This is a genomic window from Spirillospora sp. NPDC048819 (assembly GCF_040650055.1).
Classification (GTDB): domain Bacteria; phylum Actinomycetota; class Actinomycetes; order Streptosporangiales; family Streptosporangiaceae; genus Spirillospora.
On sequence record NZ_JBEZGN010000014.1, the window covers coordinates 1 to 16969 of the forward strand.

The 16969-nt window shown below is 72.9% G+C and carries 16 protein-coding genes; 9 read left to right on the forward strand and 7 right to left on the reverse strand.

Translation table 11 applies throughout. From position 1 onward, the window contains the following. The 4 genes from AB0C35_RS19935 to AB0C35_RS19950 all read left to right on the forward strand — a co-directional run. The coding region (locus tag AB0C35_RS19935) for a substrate-binding domain-containing protein (protein ID WP_358457834.1) at window positions 1-1881 on the forward strand (1881 nt) is incomplete at its 5' end. A 120-nt stretch (window positions 1882-2001) separates the two neighbouring features. Beyond that, the gene (locus AB0C35_RS19940) at window positions 2002-3153 is read left to right on the forward strand and encodes an acyl-CoA dehydrogenase family protein (protein WP_358457837.1); all 1152 of its coding nucleotides are present in this window, start codon (window positions 2002-2004) and stop codon (window positions 3151-3153) included. Between the two features lie 14 nt (window positions 3154-3167). Continuing rightward, the gene (gene fabG, locus AB0C35_RS19945; RefSeq protein WP_358457839.1) at window positions 3168-3923 is read left to right on the forward strand and encodes a 3-oxoacyl-ACP reductase FabG; all 756 of its coding nucleotides are present in this window, start codon (window positions 3168-3170) and stop codon (window positions 3921-3923) included. Continuing rightward, window positions 3920-4528 carry a TetR/AcrR family transcriptional regulator gene (locus tag AB0C35_RS19950; RefSeq protein ID WP_358457841.1) on the forward strand — a complete coding sequence of 203 codons (609 nt, stop codon included), beginning with the start codon at window positions 3920-3922 and terminating at the stop codon, window positions 4526-4528. The genes fabG and AB0C35_RS19950 overlap by 4 nt, the downstream gene beginning before the upstream one ends. A 19-nt stretch (window positions 4529-4547) precedes the next feature. Here AB0C35_RS19950 and AB0C35_RS19955 read toward each other — a convergent pair whose 3' ends face one another. Further along, the gene (locus AB0C35_RS19955; RefSeq protein WP_358457844.1) at window positions 4548-5318 is read right to left on the reverse strand and encodes a helical backbone metal receptor; all 771 of its coding nucleotides are present in this window, start codon (window positions 5316-5318) and stop codon (window positions 4548-4550) included. Beyond that, entirely contained in the window at window positions 5315-8533 is a 3219-nt protein-coding gene (gene icmF / locus AB0C35_RS19960) for a fused isobutyryl-CoA mutase/GTPase IcmF (RefSeq protein WP_358457847.1), read from the reverse strand. The genes AB0C35_RS19955 and icmF overlap by 4 nt, the downstream gene beginning before the upstream one ends. Before the next feature lie 104 nt (window positions 8534-8637). Here icmF and AB0C35_RS19965 point away from each other — a divergent pair, with 104 nt between their 5' ends. Next, a complete protein-coding gene (locus AB0C35_RS19965) occupies window positions 8638-9132 on the forward strand; it encodes a MarR family transcriptional regulator (RefSeq protein WP_358457849.1) in 495 nt (164 codons plus the stop codon). Window positions 9133-9164: 32 nt separating this feature from the next. Here the strand turns inward: AB0C35_RS19965 and AB0C35_RS19970 are convergent, their stop codons facing one another. Next, window positions 9165-10016, reverse strand: coding sequence for an alpha/beta hydrolase (locus AB0C35_RS19970; RefSeq protein ID WP_358457852.1), 852 nt, complete (start codon window positions 10014-10016; stop codon window positions 9165-9167). A 136-nt stretch (window positions 10017-10152) separates the two neighbouring features. Here AB0C35_RS19970 and AB0C35_RS19975 point away from each other — a divergent pair, with 136 nt between their 5' ends. Both AB0C35_RS19975 and AB0C35_RS19980 read left to right on the forward strand, forming a co-directional pair. Continuing rightward, a complete protein-coding gene (locus tag AB0C35_RS19975) occupies window positions 10153-10968 on the forward strand; it encodes a tryptophan 2,3-dioxygenase family protein (protein WP_358457854.1) in 816 nt (271 codons plus the stop codon). Next, complete coding sequence (locus AB0C35_RS19980) at window positions 10958-12274, forward strand: NAD(P)/FAD-dependent oxidoreductase (RefSeq protein WP_358457857.1); 1317 nt, start codon at window positions 10958-10960, stop codon at window positions 12272-12274. The genes AB0C35_RS19975 and AB0C35_RS19980 overlap by 11 nt, the downstream gene beginning before the upstream one ends. On the opposite strand, the gene AB0C35_RS19985 is transcribed toward AB0C35_RS19980, so the two are convergent. Beyond that, window positions 12271-13710 carry a DHA2 family efflux MFS transporter permease subunit gene (locus AB0C35_RS19985; protein ID WP_358457860.1) on the reverse strand — a complete coding sequence of 480 codons (1440 nt, stop codon included), beginning with the start codon at window positions 13708-13710 and terminating at the stop codon, window positions 12271-12273. The two genes, AB0C35_RS19980 and AB0C35_RS19985, sit on opposite strands and share 4 nt — an antisense overlap. A gap of 81 nt (window positions 13711-13791) precedes the next feature. Here AB0C35_RS19985 and AB0C35_RS19990 point away from each other — a divergent pair, with 81 nt between their 5' ends. After that, window positions 13792-14037 carry a hypothetical protein gene (locus AB0C35_RS19990; protein WP_358457863.1) on the forward strand — a complete coding sequence of 82 codons (246 nt, stop codon included), beginning with the start codon at window positions 13792-13794 and terminating at the stop codon, window positions 14035-14037. Here AB0C35_RS19990 and AB0C35_RS19995 read toward each other — a convergent pair. From AB0C35_RS19995 to moaA, 3 genes are read right to left on the reverse strand one after another with little or no spacing between them, the layout of a single operon-like run. After that, a complete protein-coding gene (locus AB0C35_RS19995; RefSeq protein ID WP_358457866.1) occupies window positions 14034-14357 on the reverse strand; it encodes a DUF6457 domain-containing protein in 324 nt (107 codons plus the stop codon). The genes AB0C35_RS19990 and AB0C35_RS19995 overlap by 4 nt on opposite strands. A 48-nt stretch (window positions 14358-14405) precedes the next feature. After that, window positions 14406-14975 carry an NTP transferase domain-containing protein gene (locus tag AB0C35_RS20000; protein ID WP_358457869.1) on the reverse strand — a complete coding sequence of 190 codons (570 nt, stop codon included), beginning with the start codon at window positions 14973-14975 and terminating at the stop codon, window positions 14406-14408. Then, window positions 14975-15964 carry a GTP 3',8-cyclase MoaA gene (gene moaA, locus AB0C35_RS20005; RefSeq protein WP_358457872.1) on the reverse strand — a complete coding sequence of 330 codons (990 nt, stop codon included), beginning with the start codon at window positions 15962-15964 and terminating at the stop codon, window positions 14975-14977. Before moaA ends, AB0C35_RS20000 begins: the two co-directional genes overlap by 1 nt. A 162-nt stretch (window positions 15965-16126) precedes the next feature. Here moaA and AB0C35_RS20010 point away from each other — a divergent pair, with 162 nt between their 5' ends. Continuing rightward, on the forward strand, window positions 16127-16933 hold the full coding sequence (locus tag AB0C35_RS20010) for a lysophospholipase (RefSeq protein ID WP_358457875.1): 807 nt from the start codon (window positions 16127-16129) through the stop codon (window positions 16931-16933). Window positions 16934-16969: the final 36 nt, after the last annotated feature.

A 16969-nucleotide genomic window follows, 5' to 3' on the forward strand; every position in this document is an offset into this window, starting at 1 on the left:
CCGGGCGGCGCCGCGGGCGGCGCGGGCGCGGACCGGCCGTTCAACGCCTTCGAGAGGCCCGACCGCGCGTCCCGTCCCCCGGGGCCTGCGCACGCCGCCGCCAAACCGGGCCGCAAGCGGCCGCGCGCGCCGAGGAAGTTCGGCGGCATCCTGCTCGGACCGCTGGCCGGCGCGGTCGGGCTCGTCCTGGTGACGGGCATCGGCGCGTACGCGCTGACCGGGGCGGGCGACGACTGCGCGGGCGACGGCGCGCTCACGATCAGCGTGGCGGCGGCGCCGGACGTCGCCCCCGCGGTCATCCGGGCCGCGCGGCGCTTCAATGACGCCCGCGAGCAGGTCGCGGGAAGGTGCGCCATCGCGCGGGTGCGGTCCGCCGACCCGGCCGCCGTAGCGACGCTCCTGTCGGGCAAGGGGGTCGCGGGGGTCACCGAGAAGCCGGACGTCTGGATCCCCGACTCCTCCCTGTGGACCAAGCTCGTCGAGGAGTCCGACCGGGCCGGGGCCGCCGCGGACTTCACCCGCCTCGGCGGGATCGCGTCGAGCCCGATCGTGCTGGCGATGCCCCGCGGGCTCGCGGTGCAGCTGCGCAACCTCGGGGCGCCCGAGCGGCCGTCCTGGAAGGAGCTGCTGGCGGCGGCCGGGACGGCGGAGAACGCCGAGCAGGGGCCCGCGGCCGCGCCCGCCGAAGGCGCGATCCCCCCGCGGCTGTTCCGGCTGCAGGTCCCCGACCCCGACCGCACCGCCACCGGCATGGGCACGCTGATGCTGGCCGGCGCGCTGCTGGCGGACGACCCGCAGGGACAGGCGGTGTTCACCGGCGTGGTGCGGACGTTCCGGGAGGGCATCGCGGCGTCGGTCAAGGCGCAGTTCGCCGCGTTCGGCCAGGAGTCGGGCGAGCGCTACCCCGTGGCGCTGACGCCCGAGCAGGCGGTGTTCGCCTTCAACGCGAAACGTCCGTCCGAGATCGCCGTCGCCGTGTACCCGGCCGAGGGCACCGTCTTCCTCGACCACCCCGTCACCGTCCTGTCCAGGGAACCGGCCAAGGTGAGCGCCGCCCGGCTGCTGCGCGAGGAGCTGGCGAGCGACACCACCCGCGAGGACGTGCGCAGGCTGGGCTTCCGGACGCCCGACGGCGCCGCGCCGGCGGCGTTCTCGGCGAAGACCGGGCTGGCGAAGAAGGCGCCCGAGGCGCTGCCGCCGACGCCCGCGGCCGAGGTGAAGCGCACCATGCAGCAGTGGGCGCAGCTCTCGCTGAGCATCCGGATGCTGAGCATCATCGACATCTCCGGTTCCATGGACCGCAAGATCGCGCCCGGCGCCACGCGGCTGCAGTCCACGATCCGCACGGCGCAGAACGGGTTGTCGCTGCTGCCGGACGACAGCGAACTCGGCCAGTGGGTGTTCTCCACCGAGCTGGAGGGCGAGCGGGACTGGCGGGAACTGGTCAGCGTGGGGCCGCTGGACGAGCGGCTCGGCTCGGCCACCCGGCGCCAGCTCGTGCTGAGCGCGTTCGCGCAGACCAGGGTGAAGGAGGACGGCGGCACGGGGCTGTACGAGACCACCATCGCCGCGTTCGACCACATGAAGCGGACCTACAAGCCGGAGTACGTGAACTCGATCCTGCTGTGGACGGACGGGAAGAACGAGGACAGGGAGGGCCCCTCGCTGTCGGAGACGCTGGAGCACATCCGCCGGGCGTACGACCCGGAGCGTCCCGTCCTGATCAACATGTTCGGTCTCGGCGAGGGCGTGGACGTCAACGAGCTCCGCCAGATCGCGCGGGTGACGGGCGGCGACGCGTACGTGGCCGAGACTCCGGGACAGGTCCAGGCACTCTTCCTCAAGGCGCTGTCCCAGCGGGTCTGCGAACCCGACTGCTGAGCCTCCGCCCCTCCGGGATTCGCTGCACGGCCGGACGGACCACCTGACTCGTATTTGATTCTAGAACTCGATTCGAGTTAGGTTAGCGTTCTGTTAATTGCGCAGCGAAAGGGGCACAGCGTGCGCCGCACCGTGTTCAACGAGGACCATGAGGCGTTCCGGGAGACGATCCGGTCGTTCATCGAGGCGGAGGTCGCGCCCGTCTACGGCGAGTGGGAGGACGCCGGCCATCCGCCGCGCGGCTTCTACAACAAGCTCGGCGAACTCGGCGTGTTCGGCATCCAGGTGCCCGAGGAGTACGGCGGCGCGGGCGAGACGAGCTTCAAGTACCAGGCGGTGGTCTCCGAGGAGTGCGCCCGCGCCGGGGTGAGCTTCGGCGGTTACGGCGTGCACGTCAACCTCGTCCTGCCCTACGTGCTGAAGTACGGGTCGGAGGAGCAGAAGAAGCGCTGGCTGCCGCCGTTCGTGTCCGGCGACATGATGACGGCCATCGCGATGACCGAGCCCGGCACCGGCTCCGACCTCGCCGGCATGCAGACCACCGCCAAGCGCGACGGCGACCACTACGTCCTCAACGGCGCCAAGACGTTCATCACCGGCGGCGTCCTCGCCGACCGGGTGCTCGTCGTGGCGCGGACGTCACCCGCCACGCCGGAGAACCGGCGGGCGGGCCTGTCGATCCTGGCGGTGGACACCAAGAGCGAGGGCTACGCGGTCGGCCGCAAGCTGGAGAAGATCGGCCTGCGCAGCTCCGACACGGCCGAGCTGTCGTTCACCGACGTCCGCGTCCCGGTCGAGGACCTGCTCGGCGAGGAGGGCCGCGGGTTCGAGTACCTGACGCACAACCTGGCCGAGGAGCGCCTCGGCATCGCGACCAGCTCCTACGCGTCCGCGGCCGCCGCCGTGGAGTTCGCCCGCAGGTACGTCCAGGACCGCACCGTCTTCGGCAAGACCGTGTCGTCGTTCCAGAACACCAAGTTCGTCCTCGCCGAGTGCGCCACCGAGGTCGAGGCGGCCCGCTCGCTCGTCGACCGCTGCATCGAGGCCCTCGACGCCGGGGAGCTCACCCCCGCCGACGCCGCCGTGTGCAAGCTGTTCTGCACCGAGGTGCAGGCCCGCGTCGTCGACAAGTGCCTGCAGCTGCACGGCGGCTACGGCTACATCCTCGAGTACCCGATCGCGCGCCTGTACGCCGACGCCCGGGTCACCCGGATCTACGGCGGCACCAGCGAGGTGCTCAAGACCATCATCGCCAAGGACATCCAGGTCTGAGAGGGGCCATCGACATGACCGACACCAGGGTCGCCATCGTGACCGGCGCGGCGCGGGGCATCGGCGCCGCCACCGCCGTACGGCTCGCCCGGGAGGGATTCGCCGTCGCGGTCTGCGACCTCGACGAGGCCGCCTGCGCCGCAACCGTGGAGCAGATCGAGAAGGACGGCGGCAAGGCCCTCGCCGTCGGCGTGGACGTCGCCGACTCCGCGCGGGTCACCGCCGCCGTCGCGCGCGTCGCGACCGAGCTGGGCCCGCCCGTCGTGCTGATCAACAACGCCGGCGTCACCCGCGACAACCTGCTGTTCAAGATGACCGACGACGACTGGGACACGGTCATGTCGGTGCACCTGCGCGGCTCGTTCCTGATGAGCCGCGCCGCGCAGGAGCACATGACGAAGGCCGGCTGGGGCCGGATCGTCAACCTGTCGTCGGTGTCGGCGCTCGGCAACCGCGGGCAGGTGAACTACTCGGCGGCCAAGGCGGGGCTGCAGGGCTTCACCAAGACCCTCGCGATCGAGCTGGGCAAGTTCGGCGTGACCGCCAACGCCATCGCCCCCGGGTTCATCGCGACGGAGATGACCGCCGCGACCGCCGCCCGCGTCGGCGTCGGGTTCGAGGACTTCAAGGCCGCCGCCGCCAAGGAGATCCCCGTCCGGCGCGTCGGCGTCCCCGAGGACATCGCCGGGACGGTGGCGTTCCTGGTGAGCGACGACGCCTCGTTCGTGTCCGGCCAGGTCATCTATGTCGCGGGCGGCCCGCGGGCGTGACCGGACCGCGGACGGCCCGCCGGGAGGGACCGGCGCGGGACCGCGAGGCGACCGAGGAGTCGCTGCGCGCGGCGGCGATCGCGCTGCTGGGGCGCGGCGGCGTCCTCGCCGGGCTGAACCTGCGGCAGGTCGCCGACGAGGCGGGCGTCAACCGCGGGCTGGTCTACCAGTACTTCGGGTCGCGGCGGGCGCTCCTGCGGTCGGCGCTGTTCCACCGGTCCCGGCCGAACGCCGAGGACGCGGTGGACGCGGCGGGCCTGCCGCTGCGCAAGCGGCTGGCACGGCTGTTCTGGACGAGCCTGCGCAACCCCGAGCCGGTCGTCCTGGCGTCGCTGCTCGTGCTGGACGGCGACGACCGGCCCCGGGTGCTGCTGAACCGGGGCGCGAGCCGGGAGGACCTCGCCGCGGAGGCCGCGCGCGGCGAGCTGCCGGTCGAGGACGTCGAGGCCGTGCAGGCGGCGATCGCGTCCACGATCTACGGGTACACGCTGCTGCGCGAGCATCTGGCGCGGGAGATCGACCTCCCGGCGGAGGAGCTGGACGGGCGCATGGCCGCCTGCGTGGAGGCGATGTTCGCGCGCGGCCCCGTCCGCGACGACCGGTAGGGCCGGTCAGCAGGGCCCGTCAGTAGGGCCGGGCCGCGGCGAGCTGACGGGCGAGCGCGGCCGGCGCTTCGGTGAGGGACGGGCCGTACCAGGTGAGGTACCGGCCGTCGACGAGCGCGACGTCGACGCCGGGGAACGACTCGGGGCCGTCGTCCGCGGTGAACCGGTAGGGCTCGTCCGGCAGGACGACCAGGCCGGCGCCGACGGCGTTCAGCTCGTCCAGCGCGATCTTCGGGTAGCGGTCGGGGTGGCCGGCGTACAGGTTGGACACGCCGAGGCGGGACAGGACGTCGCCGGTGAAGGTGTCGCGGCCGACGACCATCCACGGCCGCCGCCAGATCGGGACGATCGCCGTGCGGGGCTCGCCGGGCGCGACGTCCGACCAGACGCGGGACGCCTCGTCCAGCCAGCCCGGCACGGGGACCCGGCACGCCTCGGCGAGCATGCGGCGCAGCGACGCCAGGGCCTCGTCCACGGTGCGGATCTCCGTCATCCACACCGCGATCCCGGCGGCGCGCATCGCCTCGACGTCGGCGGGACGGTTCTCCTCGGTGTTGCCGAGGACGACGTCGGGCCGCAGCTCCGCGATCCGCTCCAGGTCGGGGTTCTTGGTGCCCTTGACGCGCGGGACGTCCAGGCCCGCCGTGCGGGTGCACCAGTCGGTGGCGCCCGCCAGCAGGCCCGGCGCGGTGACGGCGACGGTCTCGGTCAGGGACGGGACGATCGACACGACGCGGCGCACCCGGTCCGGGACGGGGACCGGGGCGCCGGTGTCGTCGAGCGGGCTCATACGTTACGGCGGTACTGGCCGCCGACCTCGAAGAACGCGTCGGTGATCTGCTGCAGGCTGCACACGCGGGCGGCGTCCATCAGCACCGCGAACACGTTCTCGCCCGACCGCGCCGCGTCCTGGAGCGCGGCGAGGGCGGCCCGCGCCTCGTCGCCGTGCGCGTCCTGGTAGCCGCGGACCCGGTCGAGCTGGGACCGCTTCTCCTCCTCGGTGGCGCGGGCCAGCTCGATGGTGTCCGGCGTCCCGTCCTCGGCGCCGGGGGCGCGGAACGTGTTGACGCCGACGATCGGCAGGGATCCGTCGTGCTTGCGCTGCTCGTACAGCATCGACTCGTCCTGGATGCGGCCGCGCTGGTAGCCGGTCTCCATGGCGCCGAGCACGCCGCCGCGCTCGCTGATGCGGTCGAACTCCGTCAGCACGGCCTCTTCGACCAGGTCGGTCAGCTCGTCGATGATGAACGACCCCTGCAGCGGGTTCTCGTTCATCGCCAGGCCCCACTCGCGGTTGATGATGAGCTGGATCGCCAGCGCCCGCCGGACCGACTCCGCCGTCGGGGTGGTGACGGCCTCGTCGTAGGCGTTGGTGTGCAGGCTGTTGCAGTTGTCGTAGATGGCGATGAGGGCCTGCAACGTCGTCCGGATGTCGTTGAAGTCCATCTCCTGCGCGTGCAGGGAGCGCCCGGACGTCTGCACGTGGTACTTGAGCTTCTGGCTGCGCTCGTTGGCGCCGTACCGGTCGCGCATGGCCACGGCCCAGATGCGGCGGGCCACGCGTCCGAGGACGCTGTACTCGGGGTCCATGCCGTTGGAGAAGAAGAACGACAGGTTGGGCGCGAAGTCGTCGATGCCCATGCCGCGCGCCAGGTACGACTCGACGTAGGTGAACCCGTTCGCGAGGGTGAACGCGAGCTGGCTGATGGGGTTCGCCCCGGCCTCGGCGATGTGGTAGCCGGAGATGGACACCGAGTAGAAGTTGCGGACGTTGTTGGCGATGAACCATTCCTGGATGTCGCCCATCATCCGCAGCGAGAACTCGGTGGAGAAGATGCAGGTGTTCTGCCCCTGGTCCTCCTTGAGGATGTCGGCCTGCACGGTGCCGCGCACGGTGGACAGCACACGCGCGCGGATCACGGCGGCCTCGTCCTCGGACGGCGCGCGTCCGTTCTCGTCGTAGAAGGCGTCCAGCCCCTGGTCGATGGCGGTGTTGAGGAAGAACGCCAGGATCGTGGGGGCGGGGCCGTTGATGGTCATCGACACCGACGTCGTGGGCGACGACAGGTCGAACCCGTCGTAGAGCGCCTTCATGTCGTCCAGCGTCGCGATGGACACGCCGGACGTGCCGACCTTGCCGTAGACGTCGGGACGCTCGTCGGGGTCGCGCCCGTACAGGGTGACCGAGTCGAACGCGGTCGACAGGCGGGTCGCGGGCTGGCCCTCCGACAGCAGCTTGAAGCGGCGGTTGGTGCGGAACGGGTCGCCCTCCCCCGCGAACATGCGCGCGGGGTCCTCGTTGTCGCGCTTGAACGGGAACACCCCGGCGGTGAACGGGAACCGTCCGGGCAGGTTCTCGTTGCGGAGGAACCTCAGCAGCTCACCGTGGTCGGTGTAGCGCGGCAGCGCGACGCGCGGGATCCGGCTGCCCGACAGGGACTCGCGGGTCAGCGCGGTGTGCAGTTCCCTGTCGCGGATCCGGACGACCTGCTCGTCGCCCGAGTACGACTCCACGACCGCCGGCCAGCCCTCGATCAGCGCGGCGTTCTCCGGCGCCACGTCGCGGCGGGCCTTCTCCAGCAGCCCCTCGACCTCGGCGGCGTCCGTCAGCTCGGCGCGCACCTCGTCCAGCCGCTGGACGCGCCGGACGGCCTCGATCTGCCCGACGGTGCCGGAGTGGTAGCCGCGCACGGTCTCGGCGATGTCGGACAGGTACCGCACCCGGCCGGGCGGGATGATCGTCGCGGCGCCGGTGGAGACCTTCGTCGCGATCTCCGGCAGGACGCCGTCCGCCAGCTCCAGCCCGTGCTCGCCCAGGAGCCCGCCGAGATGCCGGTAGAGGGCGGTGACGCCGTCGTCGTCGAACGTGGCCGCGCTGGTGCCGAACACCGGCATGTCCTCGGGCCGCTGCCCGAACGCCTCGCGGTTGCGGATGAGCTGCCGCGACACGTCCCGCAGCGCGTCGGCGCCGCCGCGGCGCTCGAACTTGTTGATGGCCACCACGTCCGCGAAGTCGAGCATGTCGATCTTCTCCAGCTGGGTGGCGGCGCCGAACTCGGGCGTCATCACGTACAGCGAGACGTCGACCAGCGGCACGATCGCGGCGTCGCCCTGCCCGATGCCGGGCGTCTCCAGGATGACCAGGTCGTATCCGGCGGCCCGGCACGCCGTGATCATTTCCTCGATGTTGTCGGGCAGCTCCCGCGCGCCGCGGGTCGCCAGGGAGCGGAAGAACACGTGGTCGCCGTCCAGGGCGTTCATCCTGATGCGGTCGCCGAGCAGCGCGCCGCCGCCGCGCCGCCGCGTCGGGTCGACGGCCAGCACCGCGACGCGCAGCCGGTCCCGCTGGTCGACGCGCAGCCGCCGCACCAGCTCGTCGGTGAGCGACGACTTCCCGGAACCGCCCGTCCCGGTGATGCCGAGGACGGGGACGCGCCGCCGGCCGGCCGCCTCGGCGAGCGCGGCCCGCTCCTGCTCGGGCAGTTTCCCGGCCTGCAGGCAGGTGAGGGCGCGGGCGAGGGCGCGCCGCTCCCCCGCGACCACGGCCTCAGCCGAAACAGGTTCGGCGGCGAGGTCGACGTCGCAGTCGCGCACCAGCTCGTTGATCATCCCCGGCAGGCCGAGCCGCTGCCCGTCCTCGGGCGAGAAGATCCGCACGCCGGCCCCGGACAGCCGTGCGATCTCCTCGTGGACGATCACGCCGCCGCCCCCGCCGAACACCCGCACGTGCTCGGCGCCGGCCTCCTTGAGGCTGCGCGACAGGTACTCGAAGTACTCGACGTGGCCGCCCTGGTAGGAGCTGATCGCCACGCCCTGGGCGTCCTCCTCCAGGACGGCGTCGACGACCTCGCTGACCGAGCGGTCGTGCCCGAGGTGCACCACCTCGGCGCCCTGGGACTGCAAGATGCGCCGCATGATGTTGATGGCCGCGTCGTGACCGTCGAACAGCGCGGCCGCCGTCACGAACCGCACCGGGTGCACCGGCACGTGCAGATCCCCCGTCACCGTCTCCACCCCAAACCTTGGACATCCAATATTTGGAAGTTAAAATAGTTTCCGTGCGCGACCCGGTCAAGACCACACCGCCTCCGACGACATACGGTGGTCCGGTGCCCGAGACCCCCGACCCGATCGCCGAGGCCCACCGCCAGTGGAGCATCCGCTGGCCCGAGCACGCCGACCACATGGCGGCCGTCACCTCGGTGATGCGGGCCCAGCAGATCCTGCTGAGCCGGATCGAGGCCGTACTCAAACCGTACGCGCTGACGTTCGCCGCCTACGAGGCGCTGCGCCTGCTCGCCTTCACCCGCACCGGGACGCTCCCCATGGGCAAGATGGGCACCCGCCTCATGGTCCATCCCGCCTCGGTCACCAACGTGATCGGACGGCTGGAGCAGCGCGGCCTCGTCGGCCGGGGCCCCTCCCCCGACGACCGCCGCGTCGTCCTGGCCGCCATCACCCCCGCCGGGCGCGACCTGGCCGAGGAGGCCACCCGGGCCCTCAACGAGTCGGGCTTCGGCATCGCCGACCTGCCCGCCGACCAGGCCGCCGGGATCACCACCGCCCTGCGCGCCGTCCGCGTCTCCGCCGGCGAGGTCGACTGACGTCCCGTCACGTCCGGCGGGGGGCGTTCGCGCTAATGGTCGCGGACCCAGGCGTCCATGAGGTCGGCGACCCAGGCGCGCGACCGCGGCAGGTAGTGGGTGTCCTTGATGAAGTCGAGGGTCTTGTCGGACGAGGCGAGGGCGTCGAAGACCGCGCGGGCGTCGCTGTCGTAGACGCACTCGTCCGCCGTCGCGTGCACGACCAGGGACGGCGCGGTGATGCGGGCGAGGTGCGGCGCGGCGGCGCACTGGGAGGTGCGCAGGCTCCACATCGACAGCCAGGTCCGCAGCGCGTCGTAGGGCGGGCCGTTCTCGGGGTTGAACGGGTCGAGCGCGGGGTCGGCCGACAGCGGGTCGGTCTCGTCCGTCACCGACGGGTCCATCCAGGCGGTGAGGACCTCGGGGCGGCCGGAGTGCGCGGCGAGGGCGATGAACAGGTCGCCGGCGGGCAGGTCCTCGATGGCCGAGACGGGCCGCATCCCCGCGACCGGCGTGACGTTCGGCTCGACGGCCTGGGACTGGTAGGCGGCCATGAGGGAGCCGCCGCCGGAGTTGCCGAGCAGGACGATCCGCTCGGCCCCGGCGTGCTCGCGGAGCCAGCGGACGCCGGTGCCGATCTCCGCGAGCGCGTGGTCGAGCAGGAAGTGCGCCTCGTTGCCGCGGAAGCGCGTGTTCCAGCCGAGGAAGCCGTAGCCGCGGGTCGCGAGGTGCTCGGCGAGGTAGTGCTCGGAGAAGTCGACGTTGTAGTGGGTCGCGATGAACGCCGTCCTCGGCGGGTTCCCGGCGGGGCGGTGGTAGACGCCCTGGCACGGATGGCCGCCCGCGCCCGCCCTGCCGGTCAGAGGCGACGGCAGCCCCACGAACTCCCTGACGATTCCGCTCATCCGGCGCCTCCCGAGCGCGATACCGAATCCCGTTCTGATCGTAGGGGCAGGGGCCGGCGCGGCGGCACCCGTCCCCGGGCCGCGCGGAACGATCCCATATGCTGCGGACACATCCGTTGTGTCGCAAGGAGGCGTGATGGCGGATTCGCCGACGATGACGTACGGCGGCTATCTGAAGCTCGACGATCTCCTGGCCTGCCAGGAGCCGAAGACCCGGGCCCACGACGAGCTGCTCTTCGTGATCATTCATCAGGTCTACGAGCTGTGGTTCAAACAGATCCTGCACGAGGCCGGGCTGCTGCAGAGCAGGCTGGAGGAGGGCAACAGCGCGGGGGCGCTGCACACCGCCCGCCGGATCGCCAAGATCCTCAAGACCGTGGTCGGGCAGCTGGACGTGCTGGAGACGATGACGCCCCGGCAGTTCGCCGCGTTCCGCGACGTCCTCGGCAGCTCCAGCGGGTTCCAGAGCGCGCAGTTCCGCGAGATCGAGGCCGTCCTCGGGCGGCGCAAGTTCCCGGCCTCGGACCTGCGCGACGACGAGCGGCTCCAGGCGGCGGTGTCCCGCCGGTCGGTCTTCGACTCGCTGCTGCGCTACCTGGACGGCAAGGACTTCTCGGTCCCGGGTGAGGCCCTCGACCGCGACACGTCCCGTCCCTGGGAGCCCGACCCGGGCGTGCAGAAGGCGCTCCTCGCCGTCTACGCCGACGAGGCCGGGCCGGCCGCCGAGGTCTGCGAGGCGCTCGTCGACGTGGACGAGGGCATCCAGGAATGGCGGTACCGGCACCTGAAGATGGTCGAGCGGACGATCGGCGCGAAGATCGGCACGGGCGGCTCGGCCGGCGCCGACTACCTGCGCCGCACGCTGTTCGCCCCCTCCTTCCCCGACCTGTGGGAGGTCCGCTCGCAGACCGAGCCGGGGAGTACGGGGGAGGTCCCCGCCGATGGCGCGTGACGGCGGCGGCGAGCGGGTCGCGATCGTCGGCGCCGGCCTTGCGGGCTCGCTGCTGGCGGTGCTGCTGGGCCGCAGGGGCATCCCGGTGACCGTGTACGAGCGGCGTCCCGACCCGCGGGTCGCGGGCGCCGAGCGCGGACGCTCGATCAACCTGGCGATCTCCGCCCGGGGCCTGGCCGCGCTGGAGCAGGTGGGCCTGCGCGACCAGTCCCTCAAGCAGGCCCTGCCGATGCACGGGCGGATGGTGCACCCCCTGTCGGGCGGACGGAACTTCCAGCCGTACAGCGCGGACGGCGAACGCGCCATCAACTCCATCGGCCGCGCCGAGCTCAACCGGTCGCTGCTCGACGCCGCCGACCGCACGCCCGGGGTCGCGCTGCGGTTCTCCCAGCGCGTCACCGGCGTGGACACCGAGGCCGGGGCGGTCCTGTTCGAGGACGCCGACGCCGAGCCCGCCGACGTCGTCCTGGCGGCCGACGGCGCCTACAGCGCGGTCCGCCGGTCCCTGGGGCTGGACGACGACGCCGACTTCCTCGAGCACGGTTACAAGGAGCTGACCATCCCGCCCAGGGACGGCGGGTTCGCCCTCGACCCCGACGCGCTGCACATCTGGCCCCGGGGCACCTCGATGATGATCGCCCTGCCGAACCTCGACCGGTCGTTCACCTGCACGCTGTTCTGGCCCAAGGCCGACCTCGACGCGCTGGACACGCCGGAGAAGGTCACCGCCTGCTTCGAGCGTCACTATCCCGACGTCACGGACCTGATGCCGGAACTGACGGCCGACTACGAGCACAACCCCGTCGGGTCCCTGGTGACCGTCCGGTGCCGCCCGTGGACGCGGTCCGGGGACGGCGGCGCGATCACGGCGCTGGTGGGCGACGCCGCGCACGCGATCGTCCCGTTCTTCGGGCAGGGCGCCAACTGCGCGTTCGAGGACTGCATCGAGATCGACCGGTGCCTCACCGAGACCGGCGGCGACTGGGCCCGCGCGCTGTCGCTCTACCAGGAGCGGCGCAAGCCCAACACCGACGCGATCGCCGAGATGGCGCTGGACAACTTCATCGAGATGCGCGACCGCGTGTCGTCCCCGGTGTACCGGGCGAAGCAGGCCGCTACGCACGCGCTGGAGCGGCGCCTGGCGGGACGCTACGTGTCCCGTTACGAACTGGTGTCGTTCTCGACGATGCCGTACGCGGAGATCCCGGCGCGGATCAGGCGCCAGAACCGGATCCTCGCCGGAACCGTTCTCGGCGCCGCGGGCGTCCTCGCCCTGACGGCCCGCGCCCTCCGCCGCCGGAGCTAACCGGCGCGCCCGGCGCGGTCGGCGCGACGGCCGGCGGCCAGGTCGGCGGCGGCCGCCGCCAGCGCCGCCAGGACGAACACCAGGATGACGATCAGCCCGTCGCGGAACGCGGCCGCCCAGTCCCCGCCCGTCCCGGAGAGGGTGGCGAAGAACAGGTATCCGACGGCCGCGATCCCGATCGCGGTGCCGACGCGCTGCCCCGTCTGGAGGACGCCCGCCGCACTGCCGCCCTCGGTGTAGTGCACCTCCGACAGGGTGATCGTCTGGTTGGGCGCGATGACCAGGCCGCTGCCGAGGCCCGCCACCAGCAGCGGCGCCGCGGTCGCCCACGCCACGCCGCTCCCCGGTTTCAGCTCGACCGCCACCCACGCCGCGCCGAGGCCCACCAGGACCAGGGCGAGCCCGGCGGCGACGAGCGGGCGTCCGTACCGCGCCACGACGCGGCCCCCGACGGCGGACGCGATGCCCGATCCCACCGCGAACGGGGTGATCGCGAGGCCCGCGCCGAGCGCGCTGTAGCCGAGGCCGCTCTGCAGGTAGAGGGTGAAGATGAAGAAGACCGCGGTGAACCCGGCGAAGTACAGCAGCGCGATCGCCGAACCCAGCGCGTAGGAGCGGAGCCGGAACAGGCCGAGGTCGACCATCGGCGTCCGGGCGCGGCGCTCCCACGCGGTGAACACGGCGATCAGCACCGCGCCCGCGGGGATCAGCAGCCACTTGAGGCCGCTCTGCCACTGCCGCTCCTGGACGAACGGCAGCAGCACGCAGACGACGCCCGCGCCCAGCAGCAGCACCCCGAGCGGGTCGAGGCCCTGGCGTTCCCCGTAGATGGGCGCGGGCAGCAGCCGCCACGCCAGCACCAGCGCCAGCACCCCGACGGGGACGTTGACGTAGAACACCCACCGCCAGCCCTCCTCGGGCCCGGCGACGGCGATCAGCGCGCCGCCGAGCAGCGGGCCGACGGCCGTCGCGATCCCGATCACGGCGCCGAGCGCGCCGAACGCCCGGCCCCGGTCGGCGCCGTGGAACAGCTGCTGGATGAGGCCCGCGACCTGCGGGTTGAGGATGCCGCCCGCGACGCCCTGCACGAGCCGGGCCACGATGAGGAACAGGATCGTCGGCGCGATCCCTGCCAGCGCGCTCGACGCCGTGAACAGCGCGAGCCCGGACAGGAACACGGCGCGGCGGCTGCGGGCGTCGCCGAGCCGCCCGGCCGGCACCAGGACGAGGCCGAACGTCAGCGCGTACCCCGACAGGATCCACTGCAGCCCGGCGTCGGACGCGTGCAGCCCGTCGCGGATCGAGGGCAGTGCCACGTTGACGATGCTGACGTCCAGCAGCGTCATGAACGCCGCGACCAGGCAGACCGAGAGCGCCTCCCAGCGGCGCCGACCGTCCCGGCCCCGGTCCGGGGCGCCCGAGCCCTCGCTCCGCACGGCAGGGTCCTATCCGGGGATCACCGGGCGAAACGCGGGGCTGGCACGTTCCCGCGGGCGGGGCTGTGCCACAGTTGGCCGATGACCGACTCCGCTCCGGGAACCGGCCCCGACGACGAACTGCAGTGCTCCGCCAAAGGCTGCCGCGCCGACGCCGTGTGGGCGCTGCGCTGGAACAACCCGAAGATCCACACCCCGGACCGGCGGAAGGTCTGGCTCGCCTGCGACGCGCACCGCGAGAGCCTGTCGGCGTTCCTCGACCGCCGCGACTTCCTGAAGGACGTGGTGCCCGTCGCCGACCGGGAGGCGCCCCCGTCCGGCGGTTAGGCCTCGTCGAGGAGGACGGGTTCACCCGCCGGCCCGGGCACCCCGGCCCTCTCGCCGGTCTTCTCCGCGGGCTCCGCCGGCCGGTCGTGCGCGGCGTTCCAGCCCTCGGCCATCTCGGTCAGCCGGGCGGCGGCGTCCCGCGCGGGCGCGCCCTGGCCGACCGCGAAGCCGAGCAGGTACGCCGTCAGCGGAGCGCCCGGCCGCGCGACCCCGTGCGCGACGTCGCGGGCCAGGTCCAGCACCAGGTCGCGGTCGATGTCGCAGCGTTCGAGGCCCAGTTCGTCGCAGGCCGCGTTGATCCAGTCCTCAAGCACCGACATGGGTCCCCCTTCACGCATGGTTCTGGCGATCTGCCCACTTTCGCACGATCAAAGCAGGCGTTCGGCGGCGGCGAGTTCCTCCGGGGTATCGCAGTCGTACCACGCCGGACGGATTCCCGCCGGCAACACGACCCTGGCGGGCGCGAGGGGGCCGAGGAGCCCGCCCAGCGACGCGCCCGCGTAGCCGTTCACGGCCGTCCGCAGCGTTCCGGTCTGCCAGCAGCCGGCGAGCCACTGTTCGCGGCCGTCCTCGTCCACGAGCACGGCCCCGGCCCGGTCCCCCATCGCGTCCAGCAGCCGGGTGAGGTGGGCGGGGCGCAGGAACGGCAGGTCGGCGGCCAGCAGCGCCAGCCGCGGCGCGCGCACCTCGGCCAGCCCCGCCCGCAGCGCGGGCACCGGCCCGGCGCCCGGCGGGTCCTCCCGGACGAGCACGGCCCCCGGCAGGACGTCCCGCGGCGGCCCCACCACGATCAGCCGGGACGCACCGGACGCGGCCGCGGCCGCCCACTCGATCAGCGCCCGGCCGCCCACGGGCGCGGCGGGCTTGTCGGCGCCGAACCGCCGGGCCCGCCCGCCCGCGAGAAGGACCGCGTCGAACGGCCCGGCGGCCCGGGCCATCAGCCGCCGATCGCCGACATGGGCCGCGCGGGCTGCAGGAAGGACGGGTCGTCGATGCCGTGCCCGGCGCGCTTGGCCCACACCGCCTTGCGCCAGCGGTCGGCGAGTTCGGCGTCGGTGGCGCCGTCGCGCAGCGCGTCGCGCAGGTTGGACTCCTCGGTGGCGAACAGGCAGTTGCGGATCTGCCCGTCGGCGGTGAGCCGCACCCGGTCGCAGGCGCCGCAGAACGGCCTGGTCACCGAGCCGATCACGCCGACGACGTCCGGGCCGCCGCCGATCGTGAACGTCTCCGCGGGGGCGCTGCCGCGGTCGTGGTCCGCGTCGGGGGCCAGGTCGAACTCCGCCGACAGCCGTTCCAGGATCTCGTCCGCGGTGATCATGTTCTCGCGGGTCCAGCCGTGCTGGGCGTCCAGCGGCATCTGCTCGATGAACCGCAGCCGGTAGCCGTGGTCGAGGCAGTAGCGCAGCAGCGGGACGGCCTCGTGGTCGTTGATCCCGCGCATCAGCACCGCGTTGACCTTGACGGGCCGCAGTCCCGCGGACTGCGCGGCGGCCAGCCCCTTCAGGACGTCGTCCAGCCGGTCGCGGTGCGCGAGCCGCTTGAACGTGCCGCGGTCGAGGGTGTCGAGGGAGACGTTGACCCGGTCGAGCCCGGCCTCGGCCAGCGGCGCGGCCAGCCGGTCCAGCCCGATGCCGTTGGTGGTCAGCGATATCTGGGGACGCGGCGTCAGCTCCGCCGTCCGCCGCACGATGTCCGGGAGGCCGCGCCGCAGCAGCGGCTCGCCGCCGGTGTAGCGGACCTCGGTGATCCCCAGCTCCCGGACGGCCAGTCCCACCAGCCGCACCACCTCGTCGTCGGTGAGGACCTCGGGCTTGGGCAGCCAGTCCAGGCCCTCGGGAGGCATGCAGTACGAGCAACGGAGGTTGCAGCGGTCGGTGAGGGAGACCCGCAGGTCCGTCGCGGTACGGCCGAAGGTGTCGACCAGCACGGGCGCCCCTTCCTGCTGTCCGGCTCGCCAGGCTCGCTGGCCACCGGGAATTGCGGTCGGACACTCCAGCCTATTCCGGTGGTTGACGATCCGTCGCATCGCGGGAGACCGTTACGTTCCGTCGACCGTACAGGAGGCCGGAGTGACCACGAGGAGGCCGGAGTGACCACGGCGCGGGAATGGGAGTTCGCGGGGACGCGGGGCGCGATCACCGCCCGGATCTGGGCGGACGGCGAGCCGCGGTACGCCGCCGTCCTCGTGCACGGCTACGGCGAGCACCTCGGCCGCTACGACCACGTCGCGGACGTCCTCGTCCGGCACGGCGCCGTCGTCTGCGGGCCCGACCACATGGGGCACGGCCGCTCGGCGGGCGAACGCGTGCTGATCGAGGACTACGAGGACGTGGTCGCCGACGTGCACACGGTCGTGGAGTCGGCGCGCGGCGACCGTCCCGGGCTGCCCGTCGTCATGATCGGCCACTCGATGGGCGGGCTGATCGCGGCCCGGTACGCGCAGCTGCACGGCGGCCTCCTCGCCGCGCTGGTGCTGTCGGGTCCGGTGCTCGGCCGCTGGCACGTCGTCGAGGAGCTGCTCCCCCTGGACGAGATGCCCGGCGAGCCGATCGACACGTCCACGCTGTCGCGCGACCCGGCCGTCGGCAAGGCCTACACCGAGGACCCGCTCATCTGGCACGGCCCGTTCAAGAAGACCACGGTGAAGGCCCTCGACAGCGCGCTGAGGCGCGTCAACGAGCACGGCTCCCTCGGCTCCCTGCCCACCTTCTACGTGCACGGGGAGGCCGACCGGCTCGTCCGCCCGGAGGACACCCGTACCGGCATCGAGGCGATCCGCGGCGGCGGCCTCACCGAGCGGATCTACCCCGGCGCACGGCACGAGGTGTTCAACGAGACCAACCGCGGCGAGGTCCTCGCCGACGTCACCGCCTTCGTCGACCGCGTCCTCGGCTGACTCCGGCGGCGGGTCCGCCGACTCCCGGCCCGGGCG